Annotated in this window: 14 protein-coding genes; 6 read left to right on the forward strand and 8 right to left on the reverse strand. The window is 72.0% G+C overall.

Translation table 11 applies throughout. The features are described 5' to 3' along the window. Positions 1-92: 92 nt before the first annotated feature. The 5 genes from Prum_RS45175 (at position 93) to Prum_RS45195 (ending at position 5,558) form a co-directional block, all read left to right on the forward strand. Positions 93-908: a matrixin family metalloprotease gene (locus Prum_RS45175; RefSeq protein ID WP_173085355.1), complete on the forward strand. Its 816-nt coding sequence runs from the start codon at positions 93-95 to the stop codon at positions 906-908. A gap of 23 nt (positions 909-931) precedes the next feature. Further along, positions 932-1,402: a hypothetical protein gene (locus Prum_RS45180; RefSeq protein WP_173085357.1), complete on the forward strand. Its 471-nt coding sequence runs from the start codon at positions 932-934 to the stop codon at positions 1,400-1,402. A 76-nt stretch (positions 1,403-1,478) separates the two neighbouring features. Continuing rightward, positions 1,479-2,219 (forward strand): ABC transporter ATP-binding protein, encoded by a 741-nt coding sequence (locus tag Prum_RS45185; protein ID WP_173085359.1) that lies wholly within the window; start codon positions 1,479-1,481, stop codon positions 2,217-2,219. After that, a complete protein-coding gene (locus Prum_RS45190; RefSeq protein WP_173085360.1) occupies positions 2,216-4,675 on the forward strand; it encodes an FtsX-like permease family protein in 2,460 nt (819 codons plus the stop codon). Before Prum_RS45185 ends, Prum_RS45190 begins: the two co-directional genes overlap by 4 nt. A gap of 22 nt (positions 4,676-4,697) precedes the next feature. Then, positions 4,698-5,558: an aminoglycoside phosphotransferase family protein gene (locus tag Prum_RS45195; protein ID WP_173085361.1), complete on the forward strand. Its 861-nt coding sequence runs from the start codon at positions 4,698-4,700 to the stop codon at positions 5,556-5,558. Between the two features lie 66 nt (positions 5,559-5,624). Here the strand turns inward: Prum_RS45195 and Prum_RS54260 are convergent, their stop codons facing one another. Then, a complete protein-coding gene (locus tag Prum_RS54260) occupies positions 5,625-5,759 on the reverse strand; it encodes a hypothetical protein (protein WP_281369163.1) in 135 nt (44 codons plus the stop codon). A 60-nt stretch (positions 5,760-5,819) separates the two neighbouring features. On the opposite strand from Prum_RS54260, the gene Prum_RS45200 reads away from it, so the two are divergent. Further along, entirely contained in the window at positions 5,820-6,659 is an 840-nt protein-coding gene (locus Prum_RS45200; protein ID WP_173085362.1) for a PhzF family phenazine biosynthesis isomerase, read from the forward strand. Between the two features lie 800 nt (positions 6,660-7,459). Here the strand turns inward: Prum_RS45200 and Prum_RS45205 are convergent. From Prum_RS45205 to Prum_RS45235, 7 genes are all read right to left on the reverse strand, one after another. Then, positions 7,460-8,452 carry a zinc-dependent alcohol dehydrogenase family protein gene (locus Prum_RS45205; protein WP_173085363.1) on the reverse strand — a complete coding sequence of 331 codons (993 nt, stop codon included), beginning with the start codon at positions 8,450-8,452 and terminating at the stop codon, positions 7,460-7,462. Then, positions 8,449-9,240 (reverse strand): carbohydrate ABC transporter permease, encoded by a 792-nt coding sequence (locus Prum_RS45210; RefSeq protein ID WP_173085364.1) that lies wholly within the window; start codon positions 9,238-9,240, stop codon positions 8,449-8,451. The genes Prum_RS45205 and Prum_RS45210 overlap by 4 nt, the downstream gene beginning before the upstream one ends. After that, positions 9,237-10,169, reverse strand: coding sequence for a carbohydrate ABC transporter permease (locus Prum_RS45215; RefSeq protein ID WP_173085365.1), 933 nt, complete (start codon positions 10,167-10,169; stop codon positions 9,237-9,239). Before Prum_RS45215 ends, Prum_RS45210 begins: the two co-directional genes overlap by 4 nt. Further along, complete coding sequence (locus Prum_RS45220; RefSeq protein WP_173085366.1) at positions 10,166-11,515, reverse strand: ABC transporter substrate-binding protein; 1,350 nt, start codon at positions 11,513-11,515, stop codon at positions 10,166-10,168. Before Prum_RS45220 ends, Prum_RS45215 begins: the two co-directional genes overlap by 4 nt. 34 nt (positions 11,516-11,549) lie before the next feature. Further along, complete coding sequence (locus Prum_RS45225; protein WP_218577891.1) at positions 11,550-12,311, reverse strand: DeoR/GlpR family DNA-binding transcription regulator; 762 nt, start codon at positions 12,309-12,311, stop codon at positions 11,550-11,552. A gap of 229 nt (positions 12,312-12,540) precedes the next feature. Then, entirely contained in the window at positions 12,541-13,572 is a 1,032-nt protein-coding gene (locus Prum_RS45230) for a FecCD family ABC transporter permease (RefSeq protein ID WP_173085368.1), read from the reverse strand. Next, a complete protein-coding gene (locus tag Prum_RS45235) occupies positions 13,569-14,579 on the reverse strand; it encodes a FecCD family ABC transporter permease (RefSeq protein WP_173085369.1) in 1,011 nt (336 codons plus the stop codon). The genes Prum_RS45230 and Prum_RS45235 overlap by 4 nt, the downstream gene beginning before the upstream one ends. Positions 14,580-14,587: the final 8 nt, after the last annotated feature.

Below are 14,587 nucleotides of genomic sequence, written 5' to 3' on the forward strand. Positions count from 1 at the left end.
AAAGCTGACATACACCGATCCTGTTGTCGCACCGAACCCCTTGGTAACACTCGGCGCTTGTAGTCACTACAACCGCAGGAAGAAGGGGAATGATGCGACACCGCATCGTCACGTACGGGGGCCTTCTGATGGCTTCGGCACTACTCGCTACGGTGGCCGGCGCACCCGCCGCGTCCGCGAACCCGACGACGCCCATGCCCGCGACCGAGAAGCTCGTGGTGGTGTCCGGCGACGAGGTGATGATCCGCACGCCGCGCCCTGGCGGCGGGCTGATCATCAATCTCTACCGGGCGCCGGAGCAGTCCAGCGGCCTCCAGATGCTGGCCCGGCTCAAGGCCAAGGGCCTCGTGCCGGCCGGCGTAACGACCCAGGTCGAAGCCGACCCCATGGAGTGCACCACCATCTACGCCCAGGCGAAGTACCTCTGCCTCAAGACCGTGCCGCACTACTGGTTCAACTGGCGCTGGAACGGCTTCTCCGATCCGCAGATCTACTTCCGTGACCACACGCCGGCGGCGTGGCCGGTGCGGGCCTCGGTGACCGAGTGGAACAGGGCGGTCGGCGTCGACTCGTACTGGACCACCGGCGCCTGCCCGACCGGTGGCCGCCACTGCGTCCACGTGTGGAACGCCGACTACGGCGACGACTGGGTCGGCCACACCTACATGGAGGTCGACAGCATCGGCTTCTTCATCGACGGCCTGGTGTGGGTCGAGCTCAACGACCGCTTCTCGTCCGCCGAGGACAACCGCAGCACCGCCTGCCACGAGTTGGGTCACGCGCTCGGGCTGGCGCACAACGGATCCGTGTCGAGCTGCATGTACTGGCAGGCCATCGCCGGGCCTGACCCACGGCTCCCGCTCCAGACCGACTACCAGGTGCTCACCAACATCCTCTACCGCGACTAGCGCACGACCCCGCAGGAGGCGGCATGCGTACCACCACCGTGATCGTCACGGTCCTGACCGGAGCGGTCGGCCTGCTGGCCGGCTGCGCGGGTGAGGGACCGGTACGCCAGCCGCCTCCTGCGGCCGAAGGCACCGCGAGCACCACGGCCGCCGTCCCGCCGGCCTCGGTCGCTCCGGTCGACCCGCAACGCCCCCGCGGCGGGCCCGCGGACGCGACCGTCGGCACGCGCTACCCGTTCGACCTGTACGTACACTGCGGCGGCGAGTTCACCCGGTTCGCCGGCAAGGTGTGGCAGACCGACACACCACCCGGCAACCTCGCGCCGCGGCCGGACGCCGAAGGCCGGACCCGGGTCACCGGCTACCTTCCCGGGACGATGGAGCTGGTCCGTACCGACCAGGCCCGGTTCGTCATCGACCTGCACTACGTCGCCGCCGCATCCCCGGTCGTCGCGTTCCACCCGGCCACCACCGCACCGCCGCTCTGCAAGTGAGCGGGGGCTATCCCTACCGTCAGGACGCCGGGCAGCGGGAGTGATTCCGGCACGCCGGGACGGTTCGCTGTAGAGCATGGATCAGTCAGTCGCTCTCCGCGCGGTGCGCAAGGTGTACGGCACCCGGGCCGCCACCGTGACCGCCCTCGACGGGGTCACGCTCGACTTCGCACCGGGCACGTTCACGGCCGTCATGGGGCCGTCCGGCTCGGGCAAGTCCACATTGCTCCAATGCGCGGCGGGCCTCGACCGGCCCACCTCGGGCGAGGTCTTCGTGGCCGGCCAGGACCTGGGCAAGCTCGACGAGACCCGGCTGACCGTGCTGCGCCGGGACCGGATCGGGTTCGTGTTCCAGTCGTTCAACCTGCTGCCGTCGCTGACCGCGGAGCTCAACGTGGCGCTGCCGCTGCGCCTGGCCGGGCGGCGGCCGTCACGCCGGCAGGTGCGCGACGTGCTGGCGTCGGTCGGGCTCGCCGACCGCGGCCGGCACCGCCCGGCCGAGCTGTCCGGCGGCCAGCAGCAGCGGGTGGCCATCGCACGGGCCCTGATCACCCGGCCTGCGGTGCTCTTCGCCGACGAGCCGACCGGGGCGCTGGACTCCACGACCGGCCGCGAGGTGCTGGCCATGCTGCGCGGACTGGTCGACCGGGACGGGCAGACCATCGTGATGGTGACCCACGACCCGCTCGCCGCGTCGCACGCCGACCAGGTCGTGTTCCTGGCCGACGGCCGGGTGGCCGGCGAGCTGCACGCCCCCACGCCGGAGTCGGTCGCCGCGCGGATGACCCACCTCGAGGTCGCCGGCGGTGCGCGGTGACCGGCCTGGCCTGGCACACGATCCGGGCCCGCAAGAGCAGCCTGGCCGGTTCGTTCATCGCGCTCGCGCTGGGCGTGGCCCTGCTCGCCGCCATGGCGCTCACCCTCGCCAGCACCATCGGCGCCGGCCGGGGCGGCCCGGACTGGTACGTCACGCCGGACGTCGTGGTGGCCGGCACCAACACCGTCAGCGTCACCACCGGCTCCGGCGAGGACCGGGAGACCGAGTCGCTGCGCACCACCGCCTCCCGGGCGCTGCCCGCCGACCTACCCGACCGGCTGTCCACGATGGACGCCGACGTCGTCGTGGACTACGCGGGCCCCGCGACGGCCGACGGTGCACCGGGCGACACCGTGCACCCGTGGTCGGCGGCGACGCTGCACCCGTACACCTGGAGCGCGGGCGGACCGCCGCGCGCCCCGACGGACATCGCGCTCAGCGGACCGTCGGGGCACCGCCCCGGCGACCGGATCACGGTCCACACCCTGCGCGGCACCGAGGAGTTCACCGTCAGCGGCGTGCTGGACAGCGCCGCACCGCCCGCCCTCTACGCCACCGACGCCGTCGCCGCCACCCTCGCCAGTGGACGGATCCACGCCGTGGCGCTGACCGCCCGCTCAGGCGACGCCGGCGCGCTGGCCGGCCGGGTACGCGCCGCGGTCGGCGACGCCCCCGCGCAGGTGCTCACCGGCAACGACCGCCGCAAGGCCGAACCGGACCCGGACGGGGAGAAGCTGGAGGTCGCCATCTCCCTGCTCGCGACCACCTGCGGCCTGGCCGGGTTCGTGTCCATCTTCGTGGTGTCCGGCACCTTCGGGTACGCGGTGGCGGCCCGGCGGCGCGAGTTCGGGCTGCTGCGCACGGCCGGCGCCACGCCCCGGCAGGTCCGCCGGCTGGTGCTGGGCGAGGCCCTCGCGGTGGGCGTGCTCGCCTCGCTCGCCGGCGGCGCCCTCGGCACCGTGCTGGCCCCGCCGTTCGCGCACTGGCTGGCCCGGATCGAGTTCGCGCCGAGCAACTTCACCGCGCACTTCATCTTCTGGCCGGTCGCCTCCGCGTTCGGCGTGGGACTCGCGGTCGCGCTGACCGGCGCCTGGCTGGCCGCCCGGCGCGCCGGCCGGGTCCGGCCGGTGGAGGCGCTGCGCGAGGCCGCCCTGGACCGCCGGCCGATGACGCTGGCCCGCTGGGTCGTCGGGCTGGCCGCGATCGGCGGGGCGGTGCCGATGATCGCGGTCTTCTCCAGCATGCGCTCGGCCGACGCGACCGCGCTCGTGCTGCTCGTCGGGATGATGCTGATCGTCGCCTGCGCGATGTTCGCGCCGCTGCTGATCCCGCCGCTGGTCGGGCTGCTCACCGCGCCGCTGTCCGCCGCCCGCGGCGCCGCCGGCATGCTGGCCCGGCACGGCGCCCGCACCTCGGTCCGGCGCACCGCCGCCACCGCGGCGCCCATCCTGGTCACCGTCGGCATCGCCGGGTCCACATTGGTCTCCCTCGGCACCCTGTACGCCGCCCTGGAAAGCGCCGCCCGGGACCGGATCGTCGCCGAGGCGATCGCCGTCCCCGACGGCTCCCCGGGCCTGTCCGACCCGGCCATCGCGGCACTGCGGGCCACACCGGGCATCACCGCCGCCGTCCCCACGACCGACACTCCCGTGTACGTCAGGGACGGTGACAGCCCGGAGGACTGGTCCGGCCGGTACATCAGCGGACCCGACGCGGCCAGCGTGCTCAACCTCCCCCTCGTGGCGGGCGACCTGACCGCCCTGGTCGGCACCGACACGATCGCCGTGCCGGAGGGCCGGTGGGGTCTCGGCGACACGGCCGACCTGTGGCTCGGCGACTCGACGCCGGTCCGGCTGCGCGTGGTCGCGGTCCTCGCCCCGCAGCTCGACCTGGCCGACACCGTGCTGTTGCCGTGGGACCTACGCGCCTCGCACGGGCAGCCGCTCGCCTCCACCGTGTACCTGCGCGGCACACCTCCGGCCACAGTGGATGGTGCCGTCGTCGTCGCGACCGGCAACTACGTCTCCGCCGCCGACGAGGAACAGGCCCGGATCAACCGGCTCGCCTCCATCGCCGTGCTCGGCATGGCGCTGCTCTACACGGGCATCGCGATCGCCAACACGCTCGTCATGGCCACCGCCGACCGGTCCCGGGAGCTCGCCACCCTCCGCCTCACCGGCGCCACCCCGCGCCAGCTACTGCGGATGATCGGCATCGAGGCGGTCCTGGTCACCTGCGTCGGCGTCCTGCTCGCCGGCGTGGTGACCCTGGTCACCGTCGCCGGCATGCGCTCGGGCCTGGCCGGGCTGGCCCCGTCCGTACCCATCACCGCGCCCTGGCCGGCCCTCGCCGGAATCGCCCTGGCCTGCCTGGTCACCGCGGTGCTGGGCAGCCTGATCCCGGCGACGCTGCTGCTGCGCCGCCGCCCGATCGAGCTGGCCGGCATCCGCGAGTAATCCCTCTCTATATGATCAAGGCATGGTCACCACCGCCCCGGACGGCCGCGCCGGGATCGACGCCACCCTGGTGCGGCGCCTGCTCGCCGCCCAGTTTCCACAGTGGAGCGACCTGCCGGTGACACCGGTGGCGGCCGACGGCTGGGACAACCGCACGTACCGCCTGGGCGAGGACATGACGGTACGCCTGCCCACCGCGCCCGGGTACGTCCCGGCCGTGGCCAAGGAGCACGAGTGGCTGCCCCGGCTGGCGCCCGCCCTGCCCGTCGCGGTCCCGCCGGTCCTGGCCATGGGCGAGCCCGGTGCGGGATACCCGTTCCCGTGGTCGGTCCGCGGCTGGCTGCCCGGGGAGCCGGCCGACCCGGCCAGGATCGACGACATGCCGGGGCTCGCGGTGGCGGTGGCGGAGTTCATCCGGGCCCTGCAGCGCTGCGACACCAACAGTGGCCCGCTCGCCGGCGCGCACAGCTTCTACCGCGGCACCCCGCCGGCCCACTACGACGAGGAGACCCGCCGCTGCCTGGTCGAGCTGGCCGGGCAGGTCGACACCGCCCGCGCCGCCGCCGTCTGGGACGCCGCCCTGGCCGCCGAGTCGCGCGGTACGCCGGTGTGGTTCCACGGCGACATCGCCTCCGGAAACCTGCTGGTCGACGGCGGCAAGCTGGCGGCCGTCATCGACTTCGGCACGTCGGGCGTCGGCGACCCGGCCTGCGACCTGGTGATCACCTGGACGATGTTCACCGGGGCCAGCCGCGACGCGTTCCGGGAGGCGGTCGGTCAGGACGAGGGCACCTGGGCCCGGGCGCGCGGCTGGGCCTTGTGGAAGGCGCTGCTGGTCCGGGATTTCCGCGTCCTCGGCGAGGTGCTCGCTAGCGAGGGCTGATCACCTGACGGGAACGGGCCCCGGACGATCCCGTTGAGCGTGATCCGGCCCACCAGGTCATCCGCGTCATCGACGATGAACGCCCGTGAAATAGTCCTCGGCCGGCAGCGGCTCCCAGGGCGCCATGAACGCCCGGTTGGCGCGTGCCAGCTCCGCCAGCGCGACGGCGTCGTCGACGGCGATCAGTCGGGTGTCACTCACCGGCCAAGTCTGCCGGATTGGCCCGCGACGGCCAGCGCGCCCTCGCCGTACGGTCGCGGTGTGGAGATCCTGCGCTACACCGCGTTCAGCACCGACCCGGCCGGCGGCAACCCGGCCGGGGTCGTCCTCGACGCCACCGGAGCCGGCGACGCCGCCATGCAGCGCGTCGCGGCCGACGTCGGGTACTCAGAGACCGCGTTCCTCATCCCGCGCGGCGACCGGCGCTTCGACGTCCGCTACTTCAGCCCCAAGGCCGAGGTGCCGTTCTGCGGCCACGCCACGATCGCCTCCGCCGCCGCGTACGCCGACCGGCACGGACCCGGCGTCCTGCGCTTCGACACCCGGGCCGGCGCGGTGCAGGTGTCCACGGCGGTGACGCCGGACGGCGCGACCACCGCCACCCTGACCAGCGTCCCGCCCAAGACCGCTCCGCTGCCCGACGCCGACCTGGCGGCTCTGCTCGCCGCGCTGCGCTGGGCGCCCGGCGACCTCGACCCCGCGCTGCCGCCCCGGGTCGCCTTCGCCGGTGCCTGGCACCCCGTCATCGCCGCCGCCACCCGCGCGCGCCTCGCCGACCTGGCGTACGACATGGACGCGCTCGCCGCGCTCATGGCCCGCCGCGACTGGACCACCATCGACCTGGTGTACCGCGAGTCTCCGGACGTGTTCCACGCGCGCAACCCGTTCCCGCCCGGCGGCGTCGTCGAAGACCCCGCGACCGGAGCCGCGGCCGCCGCGTTCGGCGGCTACCTGCGCGAGCTCGGCCTGGTGGAGCCGCCCGCGACGGTGACCGTCCACCAGGGCGTCGACATGGGCCGCCCCAGCACCCTGACCCTCACCATCCCCGCCGCACCCACCTCCGGCATCTCCGTAACCGGCCCCGCCATCCCCCTCCCCTAGCCACCCCCGCCGCGACGCCCGCCCCATCGTCGAGCTCGCCCCTCTTGCGCGTCGATCAAGGGCATATGGTCGTGGTTTGATCTCTTTTCCACGACCGTTTGCCCTTGATCGGCGCAGAAGTCCTTGATCGACGCACGAGGCGCGCGGCGGGCGCTTTGCCGGCCCCCGCACGGCAGCGAGGGCACGCGGACAGGCCGGGCGACCCCGCGACTGGAACACCAGTGCTGCCATCCGCACCTCATAACAACACTGGTGTTCCAGTCGCGGGGTCGAAGCGCTTCCCGCCGGTGCCCCGCAGTCCTCCCGACGTGGCGAATCCGGGTGATCAGCAGCAAAGCATCCGGATTCGCCCGCACCTGCCCGGATTCACCGCGCGGCGCTCGGCGGGGCGGCCCTGCATGGGCTGCGGCGTGAGAAGGGGTCCCCTGTTCACGGCATACGGAGCCCTACTCACGCCACAAGCTCCCAAAGGGGGTCCCCTACTGGGGAGTAACGAGCCCACCAACCGCGCCGCCCGCGCCCCGCCAAGCCGGGCCGGCCCACACCGCCGCGCCCCGCCGCCGCAGCGCCCACCATGGCCCGTCGCGCCCGCCGCCGCCGCGTCCGGTCGCGCCGCGCCCCGCCGATCAAGGACTTCCGCGCCGATCAAGGGCAAACGGTCGTGGAAAAGAGATCAAACCACGACCATATGCCCTTGATCGACGGGGACGAGCCCGACGGGGACGAGCCCGACGGGGGCGAGGCCCACGACGAGCGAGACCCACGACGAGCGAGGCCCACGACGAGCGAGGCCCGGGGGGCTAGGGGACTACGGCGATTTTGCGGCCTACGCCCTCGCGGAACTGGGTCATGGCGGCGGCGTAGTCGTCCAGCTTGTAGCGGTGGCTGATGAAGACGTCGGGCGGGAGGATGCCGGTCGCGAACAGTTCCCCCGCGCGGTCGAAGCTCTGCAGCACCGCCATCGACCCGGTAATCGTGATCTCCTGGTTGTAGATCTTGTACGGCTCGATGGTGGCGCGGGCGCCGTACGAGGCGACGCCGAACTGGAGGAACGTGCCGGCCTTGCCGACCCGGCCCAGCCCGTCGGTGATGGCCGCCTCGACGCCGGTGCAGTCGATGACGACATCCCAGCCTCGCGGGAAGCCGTCAAGCGACGAAGCCGACTCGACCGCGTGCGTGCAGCCGAGCAGGCGAGCGGTCGCCAGCCGCGAAGGGTTGATGTCCACCATGGACACCGAGGCGGCACCGGCCCGCTTGGCCAGCTCCATCATCATCAGCCCCATCGTGCCGGCGCCGTAGATGAGGTAGTGGTCGGCCAGGTTTCGGGGCAGCCGGTCGAAGCCCCGCACCGCACAGGACAGCGGCTCGATGAGGGCGGCGTCGGCGACGTTCACGGATGGGGGCAGGCGGAAGCAGTTCGCGGCCGGGGCGAGCGCGTACTGGGCGGCGCCGCCGGGGCGGGTGACGCCGATGGCGTTCCAGTTCTCGCACAGGTTGCCGCGGGCCCGCTTGCACTGGTAGCACTCGCCGCAGTACAACGACGGGTCCACGGCGACCTGGTCCCCCACGGAAACGTCGGTCACGTCGGCGCCGACCTCGACGACCCGGCCGGCGAACTCGTGCCCCGGCACGATCGGGTACGCGGGCGCGAACTCGCCGTCCATGATGTGCAGGTCGGTGCCGCAGATCCCGCAGCTGGCGACCTCGACGACCACCTCCCGGGGGCCCGGGGTCGGGTCGGGCACCTCCTGGACGGCGATCTGCCCGGGGGTGACGATCACAGCGGCCTTCACTTGACGGCTCCCATCGACAGACCCCGCACAAGCTGTTTCTGCGCCAGCCAGCCGGCCAGCACCACGGGCAGGGACACCAGCGTGGCGGCGGCACACAGCCGGGCCAGGAACAGCCCCTCGGAGGAGATGAACCCGACCAGGAAGATCGGCGACGTGCCGGCGCGGGTCGCGGTCAGGTTGACCGCGAAGAAGAACTCGTTCCAGGAGAAGATGAAGCAGATCAGCGCGGTGGCGGCCAGTCCGGGCGAGACGATCGGCAGCAGCACCCGCCGGATGGTCAGCAGCAGCCCGGCGCCGTCCATCTCGGCGGCCTCCAGCACCGAGCGCGGTACCTCCAGCAGGAACGAGCGCATCATCCAGATGGCCAGCGGCAGGTTCATGGCGGTGTAGAGCAGGACCATCGTCCAGATGTTGTCCAGCATGCCCAGCTCTTTGACGACGAGGTAGATGGGCAGCAGGGCGGCGACGGCCGGCAGCATCTTGGTGGAGATGAAGAAGAACAGCACGTCCCGCCACTTCTCCACGGGCCGCAGCGACAGCGCGTACGCCGCCGGGGTGGCCAGCACGAGCACCAGCAGCGTGGAGAACAGGCTGGCCATCAGCGAGTTGAGCAGGTACGGGGTGATGTCCCGGTCGAACACCTGCCGGTACCCGTCCAGGGTGGGGGTGAAGACCCAGGAGGTGGCGTCGACCTCTCGCTTGAACCCGGTCAGCACCATCCACAGCACCGGAAAGAAGAACACCAATCCCGCGAACCACGCGGCGACGGTGGCCAGGGACCGCCTCATCTCGTCACCTCCATCCGGAACAGGCCGGATATGACCCGCAGCGCGAACGTGGCGACCACGATCGTGCCGAACACCACGACCACGCCGGCCGCGGCGGCCTCGCCGTACTCGAACTTGCGGAACGTGGTCAGGTAGATCTCGTACGGCAGGTTCGTGGTCGCGGTGCCCGGTCCGCCCTGGGTGATGGTGAAGACCGCGTCGAACGTCTGCACCAGGTAGATCGAGCCGAGCAGCGCGCTCAGCTCCAGGTACGGCCGCAGGTACGGCAGCGTCACGTACACGAACGTCTGCCAACCGGTGGCCCCGTCCACCCGGGCCGCTTCGAGCGTCTCCAGGGACTGCGCCTGGAGCCCGGCCAGGATGATCAGCATCATGAAGGGGGTCCACTGCCACACCAGCGTGGCGACGACGGCGACCATCGGGTACTGCGAGACCCAGTCGGTGCTGCCGCCCAGGACGCCGTTGATGAGGCCGTAGGCGGGGTTGTAGAAGGCGTGCTTCCACAGCAGCGCCGCCGCCATCGGCATCACCAGGAACGGGGTGATCAGCAGGGTACGCACGACCCCGCGGCCCGGAAACCTACGGTCCAGCAGGATCGCCAGGCCCAGCCCGAGCAGCACCGACACGATGACCGCGCTGGCGGTCAGCACCACCGTGTTGACGAGCGCCGCCCGCAGCCGCTCGTCGGACAGCACGGTGCCGTAGTTGGACAGGCCCACAAAGGACCGTGAGCCCGGCCGCAGCGCGTTCCAGCTCACTGTGGACAGGTAGAGCGTGACCAGGAACGGCACCTGCGTCACCACGATCGCGAACACCAGGGCCGGCAGCAGCGGCGCCCTTCGGGACCACCGGTCCCGCCGGGAGGGCGCCGGCCCGACCCGCCGTGCGGCGTGTCGAGCGGGCGCCTTCACCATCGTGGCGGAGCTCATTTGCGGTACTTCTTCGCCACGTCCTCGGCGAGCTTCTGCCCGTCGGCGAGTGCCTTGTCCACTGTGGTCTTTCCGGCGATGGCGGCCGACACCTCCTGGGACACCTTCGTGCCCAGGTCGGCGAACTCGGGTATGCCGACGAACTGCACGCCGATCGCCGGTCGTGGCTGTACGCCGGGGTTGGTCGGGTCGGCCTCTTCGATCGCCTTGAGCGTGATGTCCGCGAACGCCCCGGCCGACTGCTTGTACTCGGGGATGTTGTACGTCGAGGCGCGTTTGCCGGCCGGCAACCGGGACCAGCCCAGCTTCTCCCCCACCAGCTTCTCGTACTCCTTGCCGGTGGCCCAGGAGATGAACTTCCACGCCGCGTCGGCCTGCTTTGTCGTCTTCGGCATCGCCCACGCCCAGGCCCACAGCCAGCCGGACGACTTCGTCTTGACCACCGGGGCGTACACGTAGCCGACCTTGCCGGCCACCTTGGACGCGGACGCGTCCTCCAGGGTGCCCGCCGCGGACGTCGCGTCGTACCACATCGCGGCCTTGCCCTGCCCGAACGTGTTCAGGCACTCGGTGAACCCGGCCTGCGGCGCGCCCGCCTCCCCGTGCTGGCGCACCAGGTCGACGTAGAATTTCGTCGCTTCGGCGAAGGGTGCCGCGCTCACCTGCGGGTTCCAGTCCTTGTCGAACCAGGTGCCGCCGAACGTGTTCACCACTGTCGTGAGTGGAGCGAAGACCTCACCCCAGCCGGGCAGCCCGCGCAGGCAGATCCCGGCGACGCCGGCCTGCTTGTCGTCGAGCTTGGCGGCGAAGTCGGCGACCTGCTGCCAGGTCGGCCGCTCGGGCATCGTCAAACCCTTCGCCGCGAACAGTTCCTTGTTGTACATCAGGAACGACGACTCGCCGTAGAACGGTGCGGCGTACAGCTTTCCGTCCTCACCGGACAGTGACTGCACCATCGGTTGCAGCAGGTCGGCCTTGTCGTACGCGGAGTCCGCGTCGGCGTACGACGACAGCTCGTGCAGCCAGCCGTTCTTGGCCCAGATCGGCGCCTCGTACGCGCCGATGGTCGCCACGTCGTACTGGCCGCCCTGGGTGGCCACGTCCTGGGTCACCTTGTCGCGCAGTTCGTTCTCCGGCAGGATCGTGAACTTCACCGTGATGCCGGTGGCCTTGGTGAAGTTGTCCGCGGTGAGCTTGGCGATGTCTTCCATCTGCGGGTTGCCCACCATCAGCGCGGTGATCGTCTTGCTGTCACCACCGCCGCCGTCGCTGGAACCACCGCCGGCGCCGGAGCACCCACTGAGGACAAGTACGGATATAACAGCAAATATACGGAGACGCGACACAGCAACCTCCCACGAAAGAGCGTCGCGATGCGATTCAGACCCGGATGATCTGCGGTCCGAGCATGGAATAGCGGTGCGCCTCGGACGCCGGCAGCGCGGTGTCCGTGACGATGGTCTCGAAGTCCCCGACCTCGGCGAAGCGGCAGAAGCTGCTCACCCCGAACTTCGTGTGCACCCCGGCGAACACGCGGCGCCGGGCCACCCGCATGACCTGGGCCTTGACGTCGGCCACGGCCGGATCGGGGGTGGTCAGGCCGTGTTCCCGGGAGATCCCGTTGGCGCCGACGTACGCCAGGTCGATGACGAAGCCGGCGAGCATCCTGGTGGCCCAGTGGTCCACGGTGGCGAGGGTGCGGCCACGCACCCGGCCGCCGAGCAGCAGGACGGTGGTGGACGTGTTCGTGGCGAGGACGGCCGCGGTGCTCAGCGACGCGGTCACCACGGTCAGCGGCCGGTCCGTCGGCAGCGCCTCGGCGATGAGCTGCGGGGTGAACCCCTCGTCCACGAAGACGGTCTCGGCGTCGCCGAGCAGGTCGACGCAGGCGGCCGCGATCCGCCGCTTCTCCGGCACCCGCCGCGTGGTCCGCATCGCGAGGGTGGTCTCGAAGCGGGCCGTCTCGACCGGGTGCGCCCCGCCGTGCGTCCGCTTGACCAGCCCGTGCTGCTCCAGCGTGCGCAGGTCGCGGCGGATGGTCTCGGGCGCCACGGCCAGGTCGGCGGCGAGCTTGCCGACGTCCACGTCGCCGTTGCTGCGCGCCAGGATCAGGATCCGGTGTTGCCGTTCCTCGGCGTTCACGCCCGCCACCTCCCCCCTTTTCTTGCTCCCCTAACCGCGGGGGGCCCGGAAAGCCCCCGATTCGGTAACCACTTTCTAACACCGTCGAAACGGTGTGAGCCGGTTCACAGCCGAGCTTCCTACGCCTGACTTTGCCCGTTCGGGCCACGAGGATCAACGCTTGCTGTGGGATAGATAGGGCACTAAGCCTCTATTCGGTCGCCCGGGTGGGCACAGGGGCCTGCCCGTTTCACGCCCGCGTGTGCCGCCACTCGTGCATGAGCAGCCAGGCCAGGTAGACGCCGCCGACCGCGGCGGTCGCGAGGCCCACCGGCAGCGGCGTCGGCGCGAAGAGCCGCTGGGTGGCCAGGTCACTGCCGGTCAGCAGCAGCGCGCCCATCAACGCCGCCGGCCACAGGCCGGGCCCGGCCGACCGGGTCAGCCGCCGCGCGAGCTGCGGCGCCGCGAGCGCCACGAAGCCGATCGGCCCGGCGGCCGCCGTCGCGACCGCGCTCAGCGCGACGCTCACCACAATCAAGATCGCCCGGGTACGCCCAACGGGCACCCCGAGTGCCCGCGCCGCGTCATCGCCCATCTCCATCATGGACAGTCGCCGCGCGAGGAGGAACGCGATCGGCAGCAGCACCGCCATGGCGAGCGCGACCGGCCGTACGTGGTCCCAGCGGCGCCCGTTGAGGCTGCCGATCAGCCATACCTGGGCGGACATGGCGTCGTCCAGGCTGGCGCGGGCGATCAGGTAGTTGTTCAGCGCCAGGAACATCGCGCTGAGCCCGATGCCGATGAGGATGAGCCGGATCCCGGACAGCGACCGCCGGAACGCCACCCCGTACACCAGCAGCAGCGTGCCCAGCCCGCCGACCACGGCGCCGGCGGCGACCTCGTACATGCCGCCGTCGAAGAGCAGGATGACGATGACCGCGCCGGCCGCCGACCCGTTCGTGAAGCCGATGATGTCCGGGCTGCCCAGCGGGTTGCCGGACAGCCGTTGCATGACCGCGCCGCTGACCCCGAGGGCGGCGCCGACCAGCAGCCCGGTGAGCAGCCGCGGCAGCCGCAGCGTCAGGACGATGAAGTCGGTGCCGGGCGGCCCGTGCCCGGCGATCGCCTTGAGCACGTCGAGCAGCGGCACCGGGTAGTCGCCGGTGGTCATGGTGACCGCGCCGACGCCGGCCGCGGCGACGGCGAGCGCCACGCACACGGCGAGGACCCGGCCGTGCACCCGCATCGACAGCCTGTCCCCCGGCGTCCGCACAACCGTCATAGCCTGGCCAGCTTCCGCCGCCGGCACAGGGCGATGAACGCCGGCGCGCCCACGAACGCGGTCACCACGCCGACCTGCAGCTCCGCCGGCGCGATCAGCACGCGGCCCAGCACGTCCGCGCTCACCAGCAGGATCGGGGCCAGGACCATCGAGTACGGCAGCACCCAGCGCTGGTCCGGTCCGGCGATCATGCGGGCGACGTGTGGCACGGCGAGCCCCACGAAGCCGATCGGCCCGGCCGCGGCGGTGGCCGCCCCGCACAGCAGCGTGACCGCCACCGCGCCCAGCACCCGGGTACGGCCGACGTGCGCCCCCAGGGCCCGGCCCGCCTCGTCGCCGAGCGCCAGCGCGTTCAGCGGCCGGGCCAGCAGCAGCGCGATCACGATGCCCACCACGATGAACGGCGCCACCTGCGCCAGCACGTCCGAGCGCCGGCCGGCCAGCGAGCCCACCACCCAGAACCGGAACTGGTTGAACGCCTGCGGGTCGAGCAGCAGCACCGCGTACGTGAACGCGCCGAGCGCCGCGCTCACCGCCGCACCGGCCAATACGAGCCGCTCCGGCGTGGCGGCGCCCCGCCCGGCCGACCCGATCACGTACACGATCACCGAGACCGCGGCGGCGCCGAGGAACGCGAACCAGACGTACCCGATGACGCTGGTGACCCCGAGGTAGGCGATGGCGACGGCTACCGCGGCGGCCGCGCCGACGCCGACGCCGAGCAGCCCCGGGTCGGCCAAGGGGTTGCGCGTCACGCCCTGCATGAGCGCCCCGGCAAGGCCCAGGGCGGCGCCGACGAGCACGCCGAGGATGGTGCGCGGGATGCGCAGGTCGTGGATGATCGCCGCGTCGCGGGAGCCGTCGTCGTGCCACAGCACGCCCCACACCGCCGCGAACGGGATCTGCTTCGAGCCGATCCAGACGCTGAGCAGGAAGACGAGCAGCAGCGCGCCGCCGGCGATCAGCAGCCCGGCGGCGCGCGTGGCATCCCGTCTTCCCACGGTCACGAGCGTTA

Source organism: Phytohabitans rumicis (genome assembly GCF_011764445.1).
In the GTDB taxonomy this organism is placed as follows: domain Bacteria; phylum Actinomycetota; class Actinomycetes; order Mycobacteriales; family Micromonosporaceae; genus Phytohabitans; species Phytohabitans rumicis.